This window comes from Clostridium sp. AF34-13 (genome assembly GCF_003477845.1).
GTDB lineage: Bacteria > Bacillota > Clostridia > Lachnospirales > Lachnospiraceae > Butyribacter > Butyribacter intestini.
Genome location: NZ_QUEB01000003.1, coordinates 26,037 through 48,825 on the forward strand (window position 1 = coordinate 26,037; position 22,789 = coordinate 48,825).

General features: G+C 36.1%; 25 protein-coding genes and 2 pseudogenes. 15 read left to right on the forward strand and 12 right to left on the reverse strand.

Annotation, left to right across the window (positions count from 1 at the left end; all coding sequences use genetic code 11):
• The first annotated feature begins 218 nt into the window (after window positions 1-218).
• The 3 genes from DWZ63_RS03340 (at window position 219) to DWZ63_RS03350 (ending at window position 1,689) form a co-directional block, all read left to right on the forward strand.
• Window positions 219-1,028 (forward strand): adaptor protein MecA, encoded by an 810-nt coding sequence (locus DWZ63_RS03340; RefSeq protein ID WP_055944992.1) that lies wholly within the window; start codon window positions 219-221, stop codon window positions 1,026-1,028.
• A gap of 133 nt (window positions 1,029-1,161) precedes the next feature.
• The gene (locus tag DWZ63_RS03345; RefSeq protein WP_022013665.1) at window positions 1,162-1,332 is read left to right on the forward strand and encodes a 4Fe-4S binding protein; all 171 of its coding nucleotides are present in this window, start codon (window positions 1,162-1,164) and stop codon (window positions 1,330-1,332) included.
• A gap of 150 nt (window positions 1,333-1,482) precedes the next feature.
• The gene (locus tag DWZ63_RS03350) at window positions 1,483-1,689 is read left to right on the forward strand and encodes a DUF1858 domain-containing protein (RefSeq protein WP_022013666.1); all 207 of its coding nucleotides are present in this window, start codon (window positions 1,483-1,485) and stop codon (window positions 1,687-1,689) included.
• Between the two features lie 85 nt (window positions 1,690-1,774).
• Here the strand turns inward: DWZ63_RS03350 and DWZ63_RS03355 are convergent, their stop codons facing one another.
• The 8 genes from DWZ63_RS03355 to DWZ63_RS03390 all read right to left on the reverse strand — a co-directional run bounded on the left by DWZ63_RS03355 (window position 1,775) and on the right by DWZ63_RS03390 (window position 10,269).
• Entirely contained in the window at window positions 1,775-2,863 is a 1,089-nt protein-coding gene (locus DWZ63_RS03355) for an HD domain-containing phosphohydrolase (RefSeq protein WP_055944996.1), read from the reverse strand.
• A 125-nt stretch (window positions 2,864-2,988) separates the two neighbouring features.
• Window positions 2,989-3,345 (reverse strand): Hpt domain-containing protein, encoded by a 357-nt coding sequence (locus DWZ63_RS03360; RefSeq protein ID WP_118498740.1) that lies wholly within the window; start codon window positions 3,343-3,345, stop codon window positions 2,989-2,991.
• Window positions 3,346-3,617: 272 nt separating this feature from the next.
• Entirely contained in the window at window positions 3,618-4,601 is a 984-nt protein-coding gene (locus tag DWZ63_RS03365; protein WP_055945002.1) for a carbohydrate kinase, read from the reverse strand.
• Window positions 4,602-4,612: 11 nt separating this feature from the next.
• Complete coding sequence (locus DWZ63_RS03370; RefSeq protein ID WP_055945004.1) at window positions 4,613-6,067, reverse strand: sucrose-6-phosphate hydrolase; 1,455 nt, start codon at window positions 6,065-6,067, stop codon at window positions 4,613-4,615.
• A gap of 57 nt (window positions 6,068-6,124) precedes the next feature.
• Entirely contained in the window at window positions 6,125-7,219 is a 1,095-nt protein-coding gene (gene ugpC, locus DWZ63_RS03375) for a sn-glycerol-3-phosphate ABC transporter ATP-binding protein UgpC (protein ID WP_118498741.1), read from the reverse strand.
• A 2-nt stretch (window positions 7,220-7,221) separates the two neighbouring features.
• A complete protein-coding gene (locus tag DWZ63_RS03380) occupies window positions 7,222-8,073 on the reverse strand; it encodes a carbohydrate ABC transporter permease (protein WP_022013672.1) in 852 nt (283 codons plus the stop codon).
• Window positions 8,045-8,947: a sugar ABC transporter permease gene (locus DWZ63_RS03385; RefSeq protein ID WP_022013673.1), complete on the reverse strand. Its 903-nt coding sequence runs from the start codon at window positions 8,945-8,947 to the stop codon at window positions 8,045-8,047. The genes DWZ63_RS03380 and DWZ63_RS03385 overlap by 29 nt, the downstream gene beginning before the upstream one ends.
• Complete coding sequence (locus DWZ63_RS03390) at window positions 8,947-10,269, reverse strand: sugar ABC transporter substrate-binding protein (RefSeq protein ID WP_055945011.1); 1,323 nt, start codon at window positions 10,267-10,269, stop codon at window positions 8,947-8,949. The genes DWZ63_RS03385 and DWZ63_RS03390 overlap by 1 nt, the downstream gene beginning before the upstream one ends.
• A gap of 244 nt (window positions 10,270-10,513) precedes the next feature.
• Between DWZ63_RS03390 and DWZ63_RS03395 the strand changes: the two genes are divergently transcribed.
• On the forward strand, window positions 10,514-11,548 hold the full coding sequence (locus DWZ63_RS03395; RefSeq protein WP_055945014.1) for a substrate-binding domain-containing protein: 1,035 nt from the start codon (window positions 10,514-10,516) through the stop codon (window positions 11,546-11,548).
• 3 nt (window positions 11,549-11,551) lie between these two features.
• Here the strand turns inward: DWZ63_RS03395 and DWZ63_RS03400 are convergent, their stop codons facing one another.
• Both DWZ63_RS03400 and DWZ63_RS03405 read right to left on the reverse strand, forming a co-directional pair.
• Window positions 11,552-12,781 (reverse strand): chloride channel protein, encoded by a 1,230-nt coding sequence (locus tag DWZ63_RS03400; RefSeq protein WP_055945017.1) that lies wholly within the window; start codon window positions 12,779-12,781, stop codon window positions 11,552-11,554.
• Window positions 12,782-13,170: 389 nt separating this feature from the next.
• A complete protein-coding gene (locus DWZ63_RS03405) occupies window positions 13,171-14,382 on the reverse strand; it encodes an iron-containing alcohol dehydrogenase (protein ID WP_055945020.1) in 1,212 nt (403 codons plus the stop codon).
• A 577-nt stretch (window positions 14,383-14,959) separates the two neighbouring features.
• Between DWZ63_RS03405 and DWZ63_RS03415 the strand changes: the two genes are divergently transcribed.
• From DWZ63_RS03415 to truA, 11 genes and pseudogenes are all read left to right on the forward strand, one after another.
• The gene (locus tag DWZ63_RS03415) at window positions 14,960-15,655 is read left to right on the forward strand and encodes a class I SAM-dependent methyltransferase (RefSeq protein ID WP_055945654.1); all 696 of its coding nucleotides are present in this window, start codon (window positions 14,960-14,962) and stop codon (window positions 15,653-15,655) included.
• 59 nt (window positions 15,656-15,714) lie between these two features.
• Complete coding sequence (locus tag DWZ63_RS03420) at window positions 15,715-16,224, forward strand: N-acetyltransferase (protein ID WP_118498743.1); 510 nt, start codon at window positions 15,715-15,717, stop codon at window positions 16,222-16,224.
• 37 nt (window positions 16,225-16,261) lie between these two features.
• Window positions 16,262-16,567, forward strand: a pseudogene (locus DWZ63_RS03425) (class I SAM-dependent methyltransferase); the annotation flags it as partial.
• A 37-nt stretch (window positions 16,568-16,604) separates the two neighbouring features.
• A complete protein-coding gene (locus DWZ63_RS03430; RefSeq protein WP_008981870.1) occupies window positions 16,605-17,099 on the forward strand; it encodes an HD domain-containing protein in 495 nt (164 codons plus the stop codon).
• 62 nt (window positions 17,100-17,161) lie between these two features.
• A pseudogene (locus tag DWZ63_RS03435) lies at window positions 17,162-17,404 on the forward strand (GNAT family N-acetyltransferase); the annotation flags it as partial.
• Window positions 17,405-17,483: 79 nt separating this feature from the next.
• The gene (locus tag DWZ63_RS03440; protein ID WP_004613237.1) at window positions 17,484-17,807 is read left to right on the forward strand and encodes a hypothetical protein; all 324 of its coding nucleotides are present in this window, start codon (window positions 17,484-17,486) and stop codon (window positions 17,805-17,807) included.
• Between the two features lie 59 nt (window positions 17,808-17,866).
• Window positions 17,867-18,094, forward strand: coding sequence for a hypothetical protein (locus DWZ63_RS03445; protein WP_055945031.1), 228 nt, complete (start codon window positions 17,867-17,869; stop codon window positions 18,092-18,094).
• A 115-nt stretch (window positions 18,095-18,209) separates the two neighbouring features.
• On the forward strand, window positions 18,210-18,647 hold the full coding sequence (locus tag DWZ63_RS03450) for a radical SAM mobile pair system MarR family transcriptional regulator (RefSeq protein ID WP_015567822.1): 438 nt from the start codon (window positions 18,210-18,212) through the stop codon (window positions 18,645-18,647).
• Window positions 18,644-19,333 carry a radical SAM mobile pair protein A gene (locus tag DWZ63_RS03455; protein ID WP_055945034.1) on the forward strand — a complete coding sequence of 230 codons (690 nt, stop codon included), beginning with the start codon at window positions 18,644-18,646 and terminating at the stop codon, window positions 19,331-19,333. The genes DWZ63_RS03450 and DWZ63_RS03455 overlap by 4 nt, the downstream gene beginning before the upstream one ends.
• Window positions 19,321-20,229: a radical SAM mobile pair protein B gene (locus tag DWZ63_RS03460; protein WP_055945035.1), complete on the forward strand. Its 909-nt coding sequence runs from the start codon at window positions 19,321-19,323 to the stop codon at window positions 20,227-20,229. The genes DWZ63_RS03455 and DWZ63_RS03460 overlap by 13 nt, the downstream gene beginning before the upstream one ends.
• 33 nt (window positions 20,230-20,262) lie before the next feature.
• Entirely contained in the window at window positions 20,263-21,000 is a 738-nt protein-coding gene (gene truA / locus DWZ63_RS03465; protein ID WP_055945038.1) for a tRNA pseudouridine(38-40) synthase TruA, read from the forward strand.
• Window positions 21,001-21,019: 19 nt separating this feature from the next.
• Here truA and coaBC read toward each other — a convergent pair whose 3' ends face one another.
• Both coaBC and panD read right to left on the reverse strand, forming a co-directional pair.
• Window positions 21,020-22,216, reverse strand: a complete 1,197-nt coding sequence (coaBC, locus tag DWZ63_RS03470) for a bifunctional phosphopantothenoylcysteine decarboxylase/phosphopantothenate--cysteine ligase CoaBC (RefSeq protein ID WP_055945041.1) — start codon at window positions 22,214-22,216, stop codon at window positions 21,020-21,022.
• 134 nt (window positions 22,217-22,350) lie between these two features.
• Complete coding sequence (gene panD, locus DWZ63_RS03475; protein WP_022013680.1) at window positions 22,351-22,749, reverse strand: aspartate 1-decarboxylase; 399 nt, start codon at window positions 22,747-22,749, stop codon at window positions 22,351-22,353.
• Between the last annotated feature and the right edge of the window lie 40 nt (window positions 22,750-22,789).

Sequence of the window (22,789 nt, forward strand, 5' to 3'; positions counted from 1 at the left end):
CTTATTAAAACACTCCGCTCTCACTCATATCATATAATGATGTTGAGAGTAAAAATTATTTTGCCCATAATCAGATAAATGGTGATTTTTTCTCTTATATATACGATAAAATAAGTATTCTGCCGCCTTTAAATTATTGACTTGAACACGATATTAACCTATAATTTAACTATAAGAATACTTATAAAATAAATTTTGTTTAGAAAGGGAGTGAGCCTATGCGAATTGAAAAAATCAATGATAATCAAATCCGTTGTACACTCAATAAAAAAGACTTATCCGACAGAGAACTTCGTATCAGCGAACTTGCATACGGAACAGATAAAGCCAAGGCTCTATTTCGTGACATGGTGCAGCAGGCATCCTACGAATTCGGCTTTGAAGCTGAAAACATCCCACTCATGATAGAAGCGATTCCAATGTATCCTGATACCCTAGTTCTGTTAATCACAAAGGTTGAAGATCCTGATGAACTCGACACAAGATTTTCAACTTTTTCAGAATCACCTGATAGCGAAGATTATGAATCTGCAGGTGAATTTACATTTGATGATGATGACGAAGCAGATTTTGACGATGATGAGGATATTTATGAGCTCGCCGGCAACATAAGCTCTGATGACGAGGAAATACCTCTTGAGCCAACTTCATCATATGACCGGAACACCGACTTCATCTCATTGTCAGAAGCATTGGGTATGGAGCCACGCCCAAAGAACACCGATAAAAAAGTTCCGGTAAATGTCGCAAGGATTTTCTCCTTTAAATCGATAAATGACATTTCATTATTAGCAGATAATCTTTACCATATATATACAAGTGAGAACACTTTGTATAAAAATGATAAAACCGGGGAATATATTCTTATCATGCAGCAGGGCAGCTTATCACCTGAATCATTTAACAGAATATGCAATCTTGCCAACGAATATGGCACACAGCTAAAAAATGTTCCTGCAAGTATTTCTTATTTTGAAGAACATTTTGAACCTCTTATAAAATATGATGCTTTGCAAAAGCTCGTTTAAGTTGTATTATGTCGCTACCCAAAGTTCACTCAAACTAACTATTTTTCCTTTATTTTCAGTGCTTTCAGGGGTTGTCAAAAATAAAAAACTGCGTTATAATGAATGCACAAAATCAATAAGGAGGGACAACAAAATGGCATATGTAATTAGTGATGATTGTGTTAGCTGTGGAGCTTGTGCTGGCGGATGTCCAGTAGGCGCTATTTCTGAAGGAGATGCTCATTACCAGATTGATGCAGATACATGTATCGAATGTGGTGCTTGTGCAGGAACATGCCCTTCAGGTGCTATTTCACAGGAGTAATTTTATCCGGAAACTTGTTTTTAAAACAACGATTTCTATTGACGAATTTTTTTACTTTATGTAAAATAAAGCTGCTGGTAAAGGAGTTTTTCTCCCGTACAGTAGCTTTTTCGTTTTTAATAATATTTTTTCAAAGGAGATCAGACTATTATGACAGAGAGAATTTCTAAAGATATGATAATTGCAGATATGCTTAAAGTCGATGCCGGTATCGCTGCTATCCTTATGGCTTCAGGTATGCATTGTATAGGATGCCCATCAGCTCAGGGTGAATCACTTGAAGAAGCTGCTATGGTTCACGGACTTAACGCAGACGAGCTTGTAGCTAATGTTAATGATTATCTTTCAAAGAAATAATTACTTGGCAAAATAAAGCTAAACATAATGTGGGTGTTTCTTGAAGGCAATTCAAGAAACACCCCCTTATTTTAAACAACAATTCTTATTTTCTTTCCTCGATTGCAAACCTTTCAAACTTATCACGAACCTGTTTGAAAGTTTCCAAAAGCTTTGGCGAAAATGTTCCACATTCACCATTCATTATCATATTAAATGCTTTTTCATTAGAAAAGGCATCTTTATAACATCTCTCATTTATGAGAGCATCATATACATCAGCAAGCGAAACAAGCTGTGCTGATACCGGTATCTCATCCCCCTTTAAACCATCAGGATAACCTTTTCCATCGTATCTCTCATGATGATAGCGGATTATATCATAACATATCTGTTTAAGTTCCTCGCTCTGTTCAAGATTAACCGCCTGAATAAGTTCACAACCCTTTACCGTATGTAGTTTCATATATTCAAATTCTTCTTTTGTAAGTCTGCCCGGTTTCAAGAGAATTTTGTCAGGTATTGATATTTTTCCAAGGTCATGTAAAGCACTTGCCTCGACTATATTATCTATCATTTCATCCGTAAGGTTATACTCAGGATACAGTTCTTTGAACTTCTCGGCAAGAATCTTAGTATATCCTTTAACCCTCATAATATGCTCGCCACTCTCAAGATTTCTAAACTCTACTATCGTACCAAGCATATCCAAAATGTCTTTATTTAATTTTTCTACTCTTTCTTTCTGTTTCTCTAATTTTTCATATGCTTTTCTCAAAACAGCAGTCTGTTCCTGAACCTGTTGTTCAAGATGATTTTTATAAACATATATATTTATCATGTTCTGAACACGCTTACGGACTATCGATGTCTTAAAAGGTCGTCCTATAAAGTCAAATACCCCATACTTAAAACAGATATTTTCATTTTCGGCACTTATCTCCGAACTAATTATCATTACGGGAACTTTCTTCATAATTCCTTTTTTCGACAATTCCTCTATAACACCAAATCCATTAATCTCTGGCATAATAAGATCCAAAAGGATACCGTCTATCTGCTCCTTATGTTCTATCATTTTCAATGCTTTTTTGCCATTTTCTGCTTCTAATATGTCATATTCATCCTTAAGCATTTCTTTTAATAATTCTCTATTTATATATGAATCGTCAACAATAAGAATTTTATACCTCATATATGTTTTCCTTTCTGACTACTCCAGTCAAGCCTGCTCTATCCTAAACTCTTTATGATAACACCAACAAAACCTGTTATTGTCCTCACGCAAAATGCAGACGCAAACTAATTTCCTGTTGTCGTTTATCCCTCATTCTGAAGTTCTCTTATCGTTTCTATCATACTCTCATATTTTTCCTTAACAGCCTCAAATAATGGCTCTGTACCCTCCGTACTATGCCCTCTGAGTTTCTCCGTTAATTCTGAACTAAGCTCATTCAGTCCGTTAAAACCAAGATTTAAACAGACTCCCTTTAAAGTATGAGCTGCACGAAATGCCTTTTCTCCATCATTTTCCTCAAGCCCCGCTTTTAACTGTTCAAAGCTTGGATCATTCAGAAAACTTATGGCAAATCTATTTACCATTGCCTCACTTCCAAATCGTGAAAGAATTTCCTGATAATCTTCTCCTATTTTTTCGTAACATTCCTGTATTGTCATAATAATTCATCTCCCTTAATATCCATTTTACTAATTTGCCGTGAAATCATGTCATAAGCACAAAAGGGTGGTACATTGTCAAATAACAATATATCACCCTTACTTTATTTATTGCATATAAACAGTATATTTCACAACATTTATAATTTAGTATCGGTTTATAATACATCGTCTTTCTTTTTAAGACCATGATGTATCAAAAAGTTTATTTATAATATATTATGTTAGCATAAATATACATATCTTTCAATATTAGCAATCTCCCTATAAGACTATAAATTCGGCATATTACAACTGTAATTATTCAAAAAAACAATAATATCTTCTTTCTGTGGCATTACCTTTAATGCTCCTCTTTTTGTCGTAATAATCGACGATGCTGCACTGGCAAATTTAAGCATATGTAAAATATCGGATTCTGTAAGATTATTTAATCCTTTTTCAAGAACACTGTTTAAAACACATGCCATAAATGTATCTCCGGCTCCGGTTGTCTCCACTGTATCTTTCCTTATAAAGGCTTTTTGACAAAAGCTCTGCCCTTTATAATATGCAATGCTTCCGTTTTTTCCTTGTGTAGCACAAATCAGTGCCGGCTGATATTTTTTCAGAATTTTTTTCACTCCTTTCTCAATATCAGCTTCTTCTGTAAGAAAACTAATCTCATCATCTGATATTTTTAAAACATCACATTTACTTATCCCATACCACATCTGTTCTTTTGCTTTTTCCAAATCATCCCATAAAGGTGGACGCAGATTTGGATCAAATGATATAACAGCTCCGAAATCTTTAGCTTTATCTAATGCATACTTTGTTGTTTCTGCTATTTTTTCTTCCGTCATTGAAAGTGTCCCAAAGTGAAAAATTCTTGTATTATCAAGTAAGCTTTCATTAATCTCTTTTTTTCTAAGCATCATGTCAGCTCCTGGGCTACGGTAAAACGAAAAATCCCTGTCACCATCTTCTTTTGTATGAACAAATGCAAGCGTTGTATGAACTTCACCATCAAGAATAATGTTATCTGTATTTATTCCCTGTTCTTTCACAATATCTCTAAGCATTTTTCCAAAATTATCATTGCCAACTTTTCCTATAAAAGCTGTTTTTTTGCCAAGTCTCTGTAACATCGACAATACATTACACGGAGCTCCTCCCGGATTTGCTTCAAGCAAAGCATTTCCCTGACTGCTCATACCATTTTCAGTAAAATCTACAAGCAGTTCTCCTAATGCAACTACATCATACTTTTTCATTTAAAGCCCTCCTATCTTACAGATATACCATGCTTTTCAATATTTATAACTGCAGTGTTATTACATTCAAAACTTATCTCATCAGCCTCAACAGGTGTATAATAAGTCATACTTAACACTTGCGAACCATCATTTACAAATATTTCTACTGAATATTTATCAAAAATAACTCGAAGCTTTAAACTTTGCTTTGGATATCTCACTTTTACTTTTCTTGTACCTATTGTATCACGATTCATTCCGGAATAAAGTCTGTTTATTTCAATTTCATTTTTACTCTTATCATAAATTATACTCGAACTAAATTTATCATTCTTTGCAAAATTTATTTTAAATTCATCATAATCACCATCTTTAATTTCAACTGTCATATCAAGGACACGCCCGTTTATCTTTGGAAAACTGCACTCTCCCTCTACTGTTTGCTCCACATAGTTAATAGAATCCGTATAATATTTTTTTATCTCTCTTACAGGATTTTGTATAATTCTTCCATCTATCAGCTTTATCTCCCTTGGAATAGTCATCATACATGACCATTTTTGTTTAAAAGGTCTTATATTTGAATCCCAAGACTGCATCCAGCCTATCATTACTCTTCTTCCATCAGGCATGAGCGTAGTCTGCGGTGCATAAAAATCAATGCCATCATCTAATGCATAAACTTTATTATAATCAAATTTATGCATATCTCTATCATAATTTCCAATAAAATATACTGAATTATTTCCATTATGAAATTCATCATCAGCACACATATCCTGAGGAGATGCTATCAATATATATTGTCCATTTATCTCAAAGAAATCAGGACACTCCCACATTGTTCCATATTTTCCGGTAACATCCTCTGCCAATACAGAAACATATCTCCAATCATACATATCTTTCGAGTGGAACAAAACAACCTGAGGTTTACCATCATTTGTTTTATTTCCAACAACAAGATAATATCCATCATCCTCTTTCCAGACTTTAGGATCCCTAAAATGTTCACGACTAAAATTCTGTGGCATGATTTCTCCATTTATAGCCGGGTTATTCTCTATTTTTTTATAACTTTTTCCATCCCCTAAAGCAACGCATTGATTTTGATATTCATTTTTTTTACCGTCATTTTCTTCATGAGTTACACCTGTATATACCAGCATATGACCTTCATCTGTTTCTATAGCAGAACCCGAAAAGCATCCGTCCATATCATATTTCATATCAGGAGCCAATGCAACCGGATAATATTCCCACTTTATTAAATCACTGCTGACACAATGTCCCCAATGCATAGGTCCCCATTCTTTACTATACGGATGAAACTGATAGAACAAATGTACCATGCCCTCATAATACGAAAAACCATTTGGATCATTTATCCATCCAACCTGTGGGGCCACATGAAATTCCGGCAATTCTTTATAATCTACCTTATTTTTTTCTATATAATCATTTGCTTTTTTTAACTTATCCATAAAAACCTCATTTCTACTATTGTCAAGCAGATATTCTCAATCCGCTTTGCTGCTTTCTCATAATACTATTACATCTTCCGTCACCTTGTCAAAGAAATGCATTCTATGTGGTACAAAAACAAATTCTATTTCCTCACCAACATCAGACACCTCATATTTTGAAACTCTTGCTACAGATGATGAACCTCCAAATTCAAAATAAAGATTATTTTCATTTCCCATAATTTCAGTATTGTCAATAACTGCTCTCTGTTTATTTTCTTTAAATATGTCAAGATTTTGAGGATCAAACTTTATATCCTCACCGCGTATTCCAAGAATCACTTCCTTATAATTCCTTAATTTGTCAGCCATTTCATCATTTAATACCATACTGTTTCCATCTGTAAAAGAAATCTTATTTCCATCAACTTTAACATTGTAGAAGTTCATCTGTGGGGAACCAATAAAACCTGCAACAAATTTATTAACCGGATGTTCGTACAGTTCCATTGGCTTTCCTATCTGCTGAACAATACCATCCTTCATAATAACAATTCTGTCTGCCATAGTCATAGCTTCCACTTGATCATGCGTTACATAAATCGTCGTGCTGCCAAGATTGCGGTGTAATTTGCTAATCTCATTTCTCATGCTTACACGAAGTTTTGCATCAAGATTTGAGAGCGGCTCATCCATAAGAAATACTTTCTGGTCTTTTACGATTGCACGTCCTAAAGCAACTCTCTGTCTTTGACCACCTGAAAGATTTTTAGGTTTACGGTAGCGATATTCAGAAAGCCCTAAAATCTCTATAGCCCAATCTACTTTCCGCTTTATCTCATCTGCCGGAACTTTCATATTTTTAAGTCCATAACTTATGTTTTTTTCGACTGTCATATGCGGATACAGTGCATAGTTCTGAAACACCATAGAAATTCCTCTGTCTCTAGGAGCTACTTCATTCATCTTTTTTCCATCAATATAAAGTTCTCCACTTGTAATATCCTCGAATCCTGCAATCATACGCAATGTAGTCGATTTTCCACATCCTGATGGACCTACAAATGCTATAAATTCCTTTTCATCTATTTTAAGATTAAAATCTGTCACTGCCTTTTTATTCGTATTTGCATACTGTTTACAAACATTCTTTAACTCAATAAAACTCATAATCAGCCCTCCTTAGACCCTGTAGATACAACGCCTTCAACAATCTGTTTTGAAAATAATGAATAAATTATAATAACCGGTATAGTTATCATAGTAATAACCGCTAGTGTCTGTCCCATAGTTGTATTGTCATTTGATGTTATTGCATTTAATCCAATCTGTGCTGTAAGCAGATCACTTGATGTAAATACAAGCGATGGCCACAGATAATCATTCCATACATTTAAAAATGTAAATACGCTGACAGTTGCAACAACACTTTTTGACATCGGTAATACCATAGTAAAAAAATATTTTACCGGACTGCAAAAATCTAACTGTGCAGCTTCATAAACATCATCCGGCAGGCTTATAAATACCTGCCTGAACAAAAATATATTAAAAGGATTAACTATCATAGGGAGCACATATCCTATTACCGTATTAAGCAATCCAAGTTTTGCTATAAAAAGAAAATGTATTGTAATTATCGTTTCCATTGGAACTATCATCAATAGCATTATAATTAGAAGCCATCTCTCTTTAAACGGAAAATTTATTTTTGCAAGTGCATATCCTGCAAGTCCATTTACAATAATTCCAAGTATTATTAAAATAGCTGCATAAAACAATGTATTTAACATGTAATGTATAAAGCTCGTATTTGTTAATATTGAAACATAATTATCAAAAAAACTTCCATTTAATGCAGGTGGTATAAATGCAGCAATCGAATTCATATCTTTCGTTATTGCAGCATCTGGCTTAAATGAGTTTGCAATCATCCAGATGACAGGAAAAAGAAAGAATAATGACATTACTATCATAATCGCTGCAATAATCCAATTAATTGTTTTTTGTTTTCTTGTTAGCATGTTTTTTCCCCTCCTTATCCCGAGTCAGAATAGTCTGTATAACGGTCAGTATCATAACAAAAAATGCAAATACTATAGCCATTGTAGAAGCAAGACCAATTTCCCAATTAACTGTACCTGTTTCATAAATATCATATACCATTGTATATGTAGAATGTGATGGTCCACCGCCTGTCATAACCATTGGCTGAACTAACATTCTAAATGCTCCTATAGTAATCGTTATAAATACAAAAATACAAAGTGGTTTTAACTCAGGTAATGTTATATCTTTAAATTTTTGCCATCCGCTGGCATGATCCATCTCAGCAGCCTCATAGAGTGCAGGATTTATAGCCTGTAATCCGCCTAAGAATATTATCATCTGATATCCGACTCCCTGCCATGCACTCATAACAGCTATAGACGGTAGTGCCTGTGATGCACTGTTAATAAACGGCTGTGCATTTATTCCAATATGGGCGAGAAGTGAATTTAAGATTCCTTCCGGACTGTAAATCTGAACCCATAAAGTAGATACTACTGCAAGAGACATTACAACAGGTATGAAAAATGCAACTTTAAAATATGTTTTGCAATGAGTCACTTTATTTATAAGCAACGCAAGTCCTAATGCACCTAATCCTTGCAATGGAACTATTATAACAACAAATTTTACCGTATTTCCAAAAGCTTGTCTGAAATCATCGTCCTTAAACACCTGAAAATAATTTTCAAGACCAACAAAATGTGTCAGACCAGGATTTAATGCAAAAAAGTCTGTAAAACTAAACACAAGTGTCAGTATCATCGGTATAAAAAGAAATATTGTAAGAAGTACCAATGCCGGACCAAAAAATGCCATTCCTAATATTGATTCTGATTTTTTCTTCATTATTTATATGTATAACGCTTCAGCTTTGCGTTAATCCTTTCTACTGATTTATCCAGCTGTGTCTTTGGATCTTCTCCAGTCAGAACACAATTTTCAAGTACCTGCTGAAATGATGTACTTACCTGTGGATATGCAGGTGTCTTTGGTCTTGGATGACCATATTTGCTCAACTGATAATACAGTTCCTTATAATTTTCATCTTTCTTAAAAACATCAATTGATTCGTATGCTTTATAGGTTGATGGAAATGATTTTGATTTTTCCCACAATCTTTTTCCGCTTTCAACTCCACTCATCCATTTTACAAGCTCCGTAGCCCCCTCAATATTTTTAGTTTTTGAAGATGCCGCAAATGCCCATGAGCCTGTAGGTGTATATCTCTCGCCGTTCCAGTTGTCACCTGTTATATATGGTACAACACCAATATTTATATCTTTATAGCTTGTGTAAACAGTGTTTACCTCCCATGCACCATCAAACTTGAATGCGGCTCTTCCACTTTCAAATAAGTGGTCGATTGGAACTTTTGACATATATCCATTTGACAATAGTCTGCAAAAATAATTTATAGTTGACACATTCTCTTTTGAATTAAAAACTCCATCTGCCTTTAACCCGGTATTGTCAATCAAATTCCCTCCGTTTGACCAGAAAAACGGTGCATAGTAATAGATTGTTGCCTCTCCAACCGGAAATGTCATATCAAGTGCATAACCCTTTTTCTTGTCTGTAACTTTTTTGACTTTTTCAAGTACTTTCAAAAACTCTGAAAATGTCCACGGATGGTCGGCATCCGGCACATCTATGCCAGCTTCTTTAAGAATATCCTTATTGTAATAAAGCCCAACACTTGACTCCATTGCTCCAAGAGCATATAACTTATCGTTATATGTACCCTGTTCAATAATAGATTCAAGATACTCTGACTTTTCTTTCTCTGAAATCTCCGCTAATGGCTGTATAATCCCATTCTCTGCATATGCTGCAATATTCGGACCATCTACTGTAAGAACATCTGGAAGATCCCCCGACATAACTGATGCATTTATTTTGTCAGAATATCCTCCACCACTGTCATTTCTCGGAATAAATTCAATGTCAGCAAAATATTTTCCATCATATGCTTTATTGAATGACTCTACTGCTTCCCTGTAGCATTTTCCTTCGTCAGTGTCTTCAATGGAATGCACCCATATTGACAAATATTTTTCTCCTTCGTCATATCCAGAAATGCTCCCTGCTTCATGTGTGCTCTTTTGGCAGCCAACCGTAGTTAATACTATACAACAGGCTGTCAATAAGGCAAGTATGTGCTTTCTCATAGCAACTTCTCCTTTCCCAATGTTTTTTTAATATATTGATTTCGTTTGCATAACCGGTTAAGTAACCGGTTACTTTATGTCACATATATTACTCTTATAATCTTTACTTGTCAAGTAGTTTTCAGCAAAAAAATAACCGGTTACTTAACCAGTTATTTTTTTGTTGTCTTTTATCTGGATAATTGCTATACTTAACTAATGTAATTTATAACATTACCAGTTTTCAACAAGAGAGGTTAGTAATATGGCATCTGAGAAAAAAAAAGTAACATTTAATGATATAGCAAAATATACAAATTTTTCAAAAACTACTATTTCACGATATTTTAATAATCCTGATTCTTTGACATTAAAAAATCAGGAAATAATTGCAAAAGCACTGGTAGATTTAAATTATCAGGAAAACAAGCTTGCAAAAGTATTGGCAAATGGAAAAAGTGAATTTGTAGGAATACTTCTTCCAAATCTTTACTTGCATTATTATTCAGAAATGCTAAACCAGTTATTGGCAACATATGAAAAGTTTGGATATAAATTTATTGTTTTTGCCGGCACCGGAGCCGAAGAAACAGAGCGAAAATATCTTCAGGAACTTCTTTCATATAAAATTGAGGGGCTTGTTGTTCTCAGCCATACTATTTCTTCCAAAGAACTGTCATCTTACAATATTCCTGTGGTAACTATTGAACGCGAGGATAAATATGTAAATAGTATCAATACCGACAATTATATGGGTGCAGTTCAGGCAACCAGTCTGCTGATAAAAAATAATTGTGACATTTTAATTCATATAAATTCACATGTCAAACAGGAAATTCCGGCATATAACAGAATCAAAGGTTTCACAGACATCTGTAAAGAGCATAATATGAAATATAGACTTTTCCTTGAAGATCTTGGAAATACATATGACGAAACACAAAATCATATTAAAAAGATTTTTGATACTATACAAAAATCATACCCAGGTACACGAAAAGGTATATTTGTGGCAAATGACACCCACGCAAATATATTAATAAATATATTAATGCGTGAATATGGCAAATTTCCCGATGAATATAAGGTTGTAGGTTTTGATAATTCTCCAATCGCTTCAGAAGCTATTATTCCCATAAGTACTGTAGGACAGCAGATAGATAAGATTGCATATGAAGCCATGAGTCTGCTTGTAAGTCAGATGAATGAATTAAAGAAAAGAAATCCACAGCCACAAACAGAGATAATTCATAAAAAAGTAACGCCTGTCTTAATCAGGAGGGAAACAACATCCATATAAATATTATAACCGGCAACTGTTGGAACTTCCCTGTGCTCCATAAATACACCTGTCTCCATTTACGATATATGCTATACTGCACACCAGCACAAACGCAAGTGCATTTTTTGCCCCAAATACTTCAATTCCTATCAGAAACGGTGCTATAACGGTATTTGTCGCACTTCCAAAGACGGCTGCATATCCAAGTGCCCCACACAATACAGGCGAAATTCCAAATAAATTTCCCAGACAGAAGCCGAGCGAGGCCCCGATTGAAAACAGAGGTGTAACCTCGCCGCCCTGAAATCCGATTGATAATGTAATAACTGTCAAAAGCAGTTTTATAATCCAGTCAAAGCTAAAAATTTCTCCTCCTGTAAATGTCTGTGATATAAGATTTGTTCCAAGACCACAGTAACGACCATTCCAAAATGCAAAAAGAATTATTGCAAGCGGTATTGATACAAATCCAATTCTTTTATATGGATTTGCAAGTTTCTCCCCCATAAACGCTTTAGCTCTTTTTAGCAACACTGAAAACACACGCCCCGTAAGTCCGAATGACACACCTAGAATAACCATATAAAACATAGTCTTAGATTCTGACAGGTTAAAGCTCTGCTTAAGCGGTACTGCAAATTTTTCAAGTCCAAGTGCATTTGAAAACGTTGAAGCCGTAACTGCCGCTACCAATGACGGCAAAAATGCCTGATATAACATTTTTCCGGTAACGACAACCTCCATCGCAAAAAACACAGCCGCAAACGGTGTCTGGAACAATCCGCCAAAACCTGCCGCCATTCCTGCTATGAGCAAAATTGTTCTATTATCAGCAAACTTAAATCTGCGTGCAAACCAATGAGACAATGTTGCTCCAATCTGAACTGCAACTCCCTCCCTGCCTGCACTTCCCCCAAAAAGATGAGTAATCCATGTTCCAACCATAACCAGTGGAACAAGTGCGAGCGGTATATCCGCCCTCTTTCCTTGGGCGGTTTCAAGAACAAGCGTCATTCCCTTTAAACTCATCTCATTAAAACGATGATACATCCAACAGATAAACAGGCCTGCAATCGGCAAAAACCAAATAAAAATTTGAATATACCTTCCCCGGAAATCAGTAATTGCAATAAGAACACGCCCAAATAAAGCATCAATGCCTCCTACAATAAGTCCTATCATAAGTGCTGATAAAATATAATACAAATTTTCTTTTGTTTTTTTTAGTTTCTTTTGAATTAATCTTTTCATTCTTTTCCCCTTTTTAATTTCTGCCAAATAGCTTTAGCTCTCTGTTCGTCCTGACACATAAGGATTGTCAGCAGAAAAAATAATGATTTTTTCAATAAGATAACTATAAAATATAGATTATTGCTAAGTCAATACTTTGCGATAAATATTCCTGCTTATCTTTATTATAATTTAATTTTTTTCACAACATCTGTCAATTTAATCAAATAAAAGTAAAATATGCAAAACTAAAGTAAAACTTTTTCTTCTCCGTCAATATTAATTATAATAAAAAACACCTTCTAAACAGATATATGTGAAATCTCCATACTCTGCTCAGAAGGTATTTTTGTAACTATAAAATTTTTTATCCGACAAATTTCTTAATTTTGTCGATTTTCGATACTTTTTTAGAAATCAACTTCTGTATCATAATAACAGCATTTAAGAAGTTTCTCCATTTCCTCCTGTGATGGCTGACGAGGATTTGAACCCGTGCAGGCATCAAGAATAGCATTTGCTGCTATATCGTGAAGTTTTTCAAGGAATTCATCCTCAGGTACAATTCCTTCTTCTGCCGGAAGTCCACCCTCACCATAGTTTTTAATGCAATGAGGAATATTAAGGTCATCGTTCATCTGGCGAAGGTATTTGATAAGTAAATCTACCTTTTCATCATCACTATTTCCACCTAATCCCATATAATCAGCTATCTCACCATAGCGTTTCTTTGCCGTCTCGTCCTTGCTGTTATATTTGATAACCTTTGGAAGATACATTGCATTTGCCGCACCATGAATGATATGTCCGTTCTTGAAAGCTGCACCTGTCTTATGTGCCATAGAATGTACGATTCCAAGTAGTGCATTTGAGAATGACATACCAGCAAGACACTGTGCATCATGCATCTGATCTCTGCTCTCCATATCCTCATTGTATGATTTTACAAGATGTTTCTGTATCATCTTTATGGCCCATATAGCAAGCGGGTCTGTATAATTGCAATTTGCCGTTGAAACATATGCCTCGATAGCATGAGTCATGGCATCCATACCTGTATGTGCAACAAGTTTCACAGGCATCGTCTCAGCAAGTTCAGGATCTACAATGGCAACATCTGGTGTAATCTCAAAGTCCGCAATCGGATATTTGATACCTTTCTCATAATCCGTGATAATAGAAAATGCCGTAACCTCAGTAGCAGTACCCGATGTAGAAGAAATCGCACAGAAATGTGCTTTCTGTCTGAGTTTTGGAAGTCCAAATACCTTACACATATCCTCAAATGTCACATCCGGATATTCATACTTAATCCACATAGCCTTTGCCGCATCAATAGGAGAACCGCCACCCATAGCAACAATCCAGTCAGGTTTAAACTTCTGCATAACTTCTGCTCCACGCATAACAGTTTCTACTGACGGATCAGGCTCAATGCCCTCAAAAAGTTCTACTTCCATACCTGCTTCTTTAAGATAACCTATCGCTCTGTCAAGAAATCCGTTTCTTTTCATAGAACCACCGCCGACACAGACAATAGCTCTCTTTCCGTCAAAGTCCTTCAAAGCCTCCAAAGAACCCTTTCCATGATATAAATCTCTTGGTAATGTAAATCTTGCCATTATCTAAAACCCTCCTTACCGACTGCCGATATTGTAGGAAATAAGCAGCCTAAAAATATTTATCGCTGCCATGCATAACTAACTGTATGCAAGACAATCGTTTATTACCCTAATTAATATCTGTTGCAAAAATATAATCAGTTTTGTATTTTGGGCAACTTCAATTTTGCTAAAGTTTTTCTCCAAACTCCTTTTCTATCTTAACACTGATAAAATTTATCGTCAATCTTTTTTGGTGATTTTATATATTTTTAATCTTTATCACTAAAATCCATTGTATATTTTTTACAAATAAATGCATTTTTATGGAAATTTATATCTTATTTCTGATATTATGATAGATAAGGCAAATCGAAATTTTTATAAAGAGCTGATCCAAAAAGCAGGCACTGAAACGGAACTTGTCTATATGAAAGCCAGTAAGGAGCTTTTGCAAAAAAGACTATATAAAAGAAATCAGGTCTTAAATGCCAATTCGCCGTTTGTGATAACAGATGAAATATTGGAACATCATTATCACGCATTTCAGGAGCCATGGGGCGAAGGAGAAAAAGTAATTTTGCAGAAAGAGGATATTATGCAGTATTCAAAGGAAGAAAGTAAAGCAATCTGGAATCAAAACGCTGAATTTTGGGATTGTGCAATGGGGAATGAATCAAATGATTTTCACAGAGAAGTTGTCCGCCCCAAAGTAACAGAGCTTCTAAATCCTGATCCAACAGACTATATTTTAGAGATTGCCTGTGGAAATGGAAATTATTCTGCATATCTTGCAGAAAAAGCTGTCTCTGTTTTGGCTTTTGATTATAGTGAGAAAATGGTGGAACTGGCAAAAAAGCGCCAAAAACGGTATGCTGATCACATTGAGTTTTGTGTAGCAGACGCCACGAATGAAACAAGTCTGATGGCATTAAAAAGAAATAAGCCGTTTACAAAAGCAGTCTCCAATATGGCGGTCATGGATATTACCGATATTAAGCCGCTTTTTACCTCTGTTTATAAATTGCTTGAGGATAACGGAGTATTTGTATTTGCGACACAGCACCCCTGTTTTGTAACGCTTACAGAAAAATATATGACGCCGCACAGCTATTACGATATTGCGATTGAAGGACAGCCGCAAAAACAATGTTATTATCATCGTTCTTTACAGGATATTTTTAATCTGTGTTTTGATACCGGATTTGTCATAGACGGATTTTACGAAGAATGCTATTTTAATAAAGAAATCCCGGATATTATCATTGTCAGAGCCATAAAAATTGAGAGGTAGATAGTAGATTTGCCATTTCCTGTAATTGTAAAAAGCTTAAAACTATGTAGGTATCTATTTTGATTATAAGACAAGAAAGACCAGAAGATTATGATACGGTATATCATGTTGTAAAAGAAGCATTTGAAAATGCTGAATATACAGATGGAAATGAACAGAACTTAGTTGCTGCGTTAAGAAAAAGCAAATCGTTTATTCCGGAACTTTCTCTTGTTGATGTCGAGGACGAAAAAATTGTAGGACATATTCTTTTTACAAAAGCAGTTGTTCAAGGGGTTGAGGTTCTTGCGCTTGCCCCTCTTTCTGTATTACCCGATTATCAGAACAGGGGAATCGGATTATCTTTGATGAAAGAAGGACACAGTATAGCACATAAATTGGGATATGAATATTCAGTTGTTTTGGGACATTCCAAATACTATCCAAAGGCAGGATATATTCCGGCAAGTGAGTGTGGAATAAAAGCGCCATTTGAAGTTGACGATGAAAGTTTTATGGCACTTAATCTTAACGGAAGTCAAAACAAATTAAATGGAGTTATTGAGTACGACAAGGCTTTTGGGATATGATGTAAAAAATTAGAAGTTGGGAAGGTAAAACATAGATCCTGTTTTTACTGCCTATGGAACACAAGACTGGCATTATAACGAAAAAGGAGAAATACTGCATTTTCCGGTGGATAATTATTATTATGAGGGCAAACGGACAGCTGTGTTTTTGGGAGAAAAGGTTACAAAATATCATAGAACACTGACCACATATCTAAATACACTGCTTTCAAATGGTTTTATAATAAATCATATTGTGGAGCCGCAGCCGCCGGAATACATGATGGATATTCCGGGGATGCAGGATGAAATGCGCCGTCCCATGATGCTGATTGTATCGGCGAACAAAAAAGTGGATAGATAGAACTAAAACACCTATAAGGTATAAATGGAGGTAATTTATGTTTAAAGAAAAAATTATTATAGAGATGAAAGAAGTATTCAAAGAAATTCCTTTTGGCATAGAGCATACTCTCAAAGTTTTGAAAAATGCAGAAGATATAATGAAAGGAGAAAATATTGGAGAGGAAGAAAAAGAATTCATCAGTATTATTGCTATACTACATGATATTGGTGCGGTTGAAGCACAAAAAAAATACGGTTCTATTGATGGTGTCTATCAAGAAAAGGAAGGACCAGAAGTAGCGAAAGAAATATTAAAAAAGGTAGGCTATAACAAAAATATTGATAGAATATGCTTTATAATAGGCAACCATCATACTCCATCTAAAATTGATGGACTTGATTTTCAAATACAATGGGAAGCTGATTTGCTTGAAAATTTAACGGTTATGGATAAAGAAAAAGAACAGGAAAAGATAAAAAAGTGTATAGATGAAAACTTTAAAACAAACACAGGAAAAAGGATAGCTTATAATCGCTTTATTTTAGATTAGTAGTAGATTATTACAGTTATGTATTTTATATCGCAAAGAAAAAATAGTAGTTAAGTTTAACCCTAGGGTTAAATGATGAATATGTTGAGGGCATTTTTGTTTCTGGTGAAATGCAATCGCAGGGTCTAGGTAAAATTCTGCTGAATTATGCAAAGGATAAAAGGAATAAGTTGTACTTGAACGTATACCAAAAGAACGCACGGGCAATATCTTTTTATAAGAGAGAAGAATTTGAGATTCAGCATAGTAGCTTAGATGAGGCTACCGGAGAAAAAGATTATGTAATGACATGGCAACACAAATAGAAATTCAAGTTTGGAGAATTGAGAAAATCGGAATTTATCAGAAAATGAGGAATAGTTGAAATGGAGGCGCTATAATAACATGAAGATTGAAGGGAACCAGAAAGAACTGGATGCAATGGTAGAATTTCATAAGGGAAACCGTGTCGAGGGACTGAGACTGCAAGAAGAATTTGCAGCGGAATTTCGTAAGGAGTATAAAGACAAAGATCACTGTCCTTGCCTGAAAGCCTGTCGTTATCACGGAAACTGTAAGGAATGTGTAGCAATCCACAGAGCGCATCAGGAACATGTTCCTAATTGTATGCGACCATTGATTAATAAAAAATTGAAATTGATGTCAGAATTAACAGAGCATACCTTGGCAAATGAAATAGAAGCTCCACATGAGATTTTAAGAAAATAGGCAAGTCAAATTCCAGTTTGTTAAAGCAGAATATGTATTAGTAGAAATAGAGGTAAAAGATGATTGATAAGAATACTAGAAATTGTAATTTGGTGAAAAGAGTTGTAAATATTGTTGTTTCACTTATTGCAATAATTATTGCACAAATTATTGCTGATAAATATTTTGATGGGAGGATGGTTTTTACTCTGATAATAATGGTAATAATTTTGTTGATTTTGACACCTGTAGGAATTGCTGTAGATAAAAAGATTGAAGCTTATTTTGAAAATAAAATAGAACCTTAAATTCCAGTTTGAAGAATTGAAAAAAACGGAATTTACCTATTAAGACATATAAACTCTTGACAATAAAGCTCCTATATAGTATGTTTTTAACAAACTACTATATAGGAGCTTTTGTATGGAAATGAATGGAGGATTTCTTGTCACCAAAATAAAACAGCTTGGAGACCGGATTTTCGAGAAGATTCTCAGCGAAAAGAATATTGATGCGTTTAATGGAGCCCAGGGGCGTATTCTTTATGTGCTGTGGCAGGAGGATGGTATCTCAATCAGGTCACTCTCGACTAAATGCGGATTAGCGATAACATCTCTTACTACGATGCTGGAAAGAATGGAAAATCAAGGGCTGATAAGCCGTGTTCAGTCTAAAACGGACAAAAGGAAAACACTTCTGTTTCTGACTGAGAAAGCACATGCCTTAAAGGGCGAGTACGATTCTGTATCTGATGAGATGGGCAGTATTTACTACAAAGGTTTTTCAGAGGAAGAAATTACCCGGTTTGAGGAATGCCTCGACCGCATCAGAAAGAATCTTGAGGAGTGGCAGAAGTCATGAGTATTTGTATCAAAGATCAGATTCAGAACATGAATATCGTCATTGGCTGCACAGTGGGGTGTGCATATTGCTATGCCCGCAACAACGTGAAACGCTGGCATATGATTGATGACTTCGCTGCCCCTGAATTCTTTCCGGGTAAGCTCAAGATGATGGAAAAGAAACGTCCGCAGAACTTTCTTCTTACCGGCATGAGCGATCTCTCCGGATGGAAGCCGGAATGGAGAGACGAGGTATTTGAAAAGATCCGTGAAAATCCACAGCATCAGTTCCTGTTCCTTACCAAGCGACCTGATTTGCTGGATTTTGATACCGATCTGAAAAACGCATGGTTTGGCGTTACGGTGACGAGGAAAGCAGAACTGTGGCGTATCGACGCCCTTCGGACAAACGTCAGAGCAAAACATTACCATGTTACCTTTGAGCCGTTATTCGACGATCCCGGCACAGTTGACCTTTCCGGAATCAATTGGATCGTTGTCGGCACCATGACCGGAGCTCAGAGCAGGAAGATTCATACGGAGCCGGAATGGGCATGGTCTCTGGCGGACCAGGCACATAAGCTCGGCATTCCGGTGTTTATGAAGGAAGACCTTGTCCCTATCATAGGGGATGAAAATATGATTCAGGAAATGCCGGAAGAATTTAATAAAGTGTTAGAGGTACAGAAATCATGGAAGAAGTAATGAATGGAATCCTCATTCGTGAGGTGGAAACAAAGAACATCATGACTAAGTCTAGTCTGCCGGTAGGCGGTTACTCGGTCAACCCATATGTGGGCTGTACACATGCCTGCAAGTATTGCTATGCTTCTTTTATGAAGCGCTTTACCGGGCACAAGGAGGAATGGGGCACTTTCCTTGATGTGAAGCATTGGCCGGAAATTAAAAATACGAAGAAATATGCCGGACAGCGGGTGGTCATCGGTTCTGTGACAGATGGCTACAATCCACAGGAGGAGCAATTCGGGAATACCAGAAAACTTCTGGAGCAGCTGATCGGCAGTGACGCAGATATTTTGATCTGCACAAAGTCGGATCTTGTAGTACGGGATATTGATCTGCTGAAGAAGCTTGGACGTGTAACCGTTTCATGGTCGATCAACACACTAGATGAAAATTTCAAGAACGATATGGACTCTGCTTCGAGCATTGAGCGCCGTATCGCTGCTATGAAGCAGGTATATGAAGCAGGTATCCGTACAGTCTGTTTCGTATCCCCGGTATTCCCTGGTATCACGGATTTTGAAGCAATCTTTGATCGTGTAAAGGATCAGTGCGATCTGTTCTGGCTCGAAAATCTCAATCTTCGAGGCGGTTTCAAAAAGACAATTATGGATTATATCGCCGGAAAATATCCTGATCTTGTACCACTTTACGACGAGATCTATAACAAGCATAACCGCAGCTACTTTGAAGCACTTGAAGTAAAAGCTGAGAAAATGGCTAAGAAGTATGATTGTGCCTTTGTGGATAATGAAATGCCTTATGGCAGAGTCCCGCAGGGACATCCGGTGATCGTAGATTATTTCTATCATGAGGAAATCCGTGGGACAGAGAATACCGGAAAAAGAAATCGCTAACTTCCAATTTATCAAACCAAATACGGAGGAACTATGACAAATTTTAAACTTACGATACAATATGATGGGATGCGCTTTAGCGGCTGGCAGAAACAGGGCAACACCGACAACACCATTCAGGGAAAAATAGAAAATATCTTAAGTAAAATGACCGGTGAAGAAATAGAAATTCACGGTTCAGGCAGAACAGATGCAGGAGTTCATGCAATAAAGCAGATAGCAAATTTTAAAACAAATGCCACATTGTCCGAAACTGATATAAGGGATTATATAAACCAATATCTGCCGCTCGATATACGCATTTTGAGTGTTGAAAAAGCTGATAACCGCTTTCATGCAAGACTTAATGCCAAAGGAAAGCATTACAGATATACTATTGACAATGGTGAGGTGGCAAATGTTTTTGAGCGAAAGTATATGACAAGACTTACAGAAAACTATGATATAGAGGCTATGAAAAAAGCTGCCGTATATCTTATCGGTGAACATGATTTTAAAAGTTTCTGTGACAATAAACGCATGAAGAAATCCACAATACGCAGGATTTCTGACATACAGATTAACAATTCTGACGGGATAATAACAATTGATTTTTACGGAAACGGTTTTCTATATCATATGGTGCGTATCCTTACAGGAACTTTGCTTATGGTGGGCACTCATGAACTTTCATGTGATGATATTCCGGATATAATAGAAAAAAAATCCCGTGATGCAGCCGGATTTACGGCTCCGCCACAGGGACTTTGTTTAGTTGAGGTGGATTATTGATTTACCGACGCAGGCAAAATTAATATATCTTTTCAACAATCTCATCAAGTATGGCTGCTGCCACATCTTCTTTGCTCATCTGCGGCAGCTTTCTGACCTCATCTTTTGTGATGAGCGTGACTATATTTGTGTCTGTTCCAAAGCCTGCTCCTGCTACTTTTAGATTGTTTGCTACTATCATATCCACATTTTTCTTTTCAAGTTTCTTTTTGGAGTTTTCCAACATATTTTGTGTTTCCATCGAAAATCCACAGATAAACTGATTTTCTTTTTTGTTTTCTCCAAGTGTTTTTAATATGTCTTTTGTCCGCTTGAGCGGTATTGACATTTCACCGCCGTCTTTTTTCTTTATCTTTTCGTCGGCTGTGTTTTCAGGTGTGTAATCGGCTACCGCCGCCGCTTTTATGATTATATCCTGTTCGTCAGCTCTTTTTATGACTTCCTCATACATTTGGGCGGCACTTTCTATCTGCACTGTTTCTACAAATCGTGGCGGTAAAAGATTTACAGGTCCGCTTACAAGCGTTACTTTCGCACCTCGTCTTGCAGCTGTTTTTGCCACCGCATAACCCATTTTTCCGGTTGAATGATTTGAAATAAATCTCACCGGGTCTATTGCTTCCATTGTAGGTCCTGCTGTCACAAGTACATTTTTTCCTGTTAAATCTTTTTCAAATAATATTTCCTGAAGAATAAAGTCAAGAAGCGTGTCCTCTGACGGCATTTTTCCCGCACCAACATCCTTGCAGGCAAGAAGCCCCACATCAGGCTCTATGACCTGCATACCAAATCGTTTTAACTTGGCAATGTTATCCTGGACTATCGGATTTTCATACATATTTGTATTCATGGCAGGTGAGATTATCTTTTTGCACTTGCAAGCCATAACAGTCGTTGTCAGCATATCATCCGCTATTCCATTTGCAAGTTTTCCAATAACATTTGCCGAAGCCGGAGCTATAAGCACAACATCCGCTTTTTTTGCAAGTGAAACATGCTCAACATTAAACTGGAAATTTCTGTCAAATGTGTCTATAAGACATTTATTTCCCGTAAGCGTTTCAAATGTAATCGGATTTATAAAATTAGTTGCATTTTGTGTCATCAATACATGAATGTCTGCGTGAAGTTTTGACAGCATACTTGCAAGATTTGCAATCTTATAAGCCGCAATACTTCCTGTTACGCCTAAAACAACCGTCTTTCCCTTTAACATAATTTTATCCTCATTTCCGGCTGCCGTTCACATATTAGATGCGTCCGGCAACAATTTACACACTATTAAAACTAACAACTATTATTATTTAAGTTACAGCCTTGTATATTGTATCATTGATATTAACCAGATAACTATTTTACTGCTTCCTGTGTAAGTGTACCATATTTTTCATAAGATGACACCTTTGCAATCTTGTTTTCGTCATCAACAAATACTACTTTTGGTTTATGTTCCTTAACTTCCTCCGGTGACATCTGACAGTAGCACATAATAATAACATGGTCGCCTACCTGAACCTGTCTTGCTGCTGCACCGTTTAGGCATATCATTCCACTTCCCGGCTCACCTGCTATCGTATATGTTTCAAATCTGTTTCCGTTCTCAACATCGACTATCTGCACAAGTTCGTATTCATATATCCCTGCCGCCTCCATAAGTTCAGGGTCAACAGTGATACTTCCCACATAATTTAACTCAGCCTGTTTAACTACTGCTCTGTGAATTTTACCTTTAAGCATTGTAACTGTCATATTTTACTCCATTTCCAAACAGACACAACTCACTACTTCA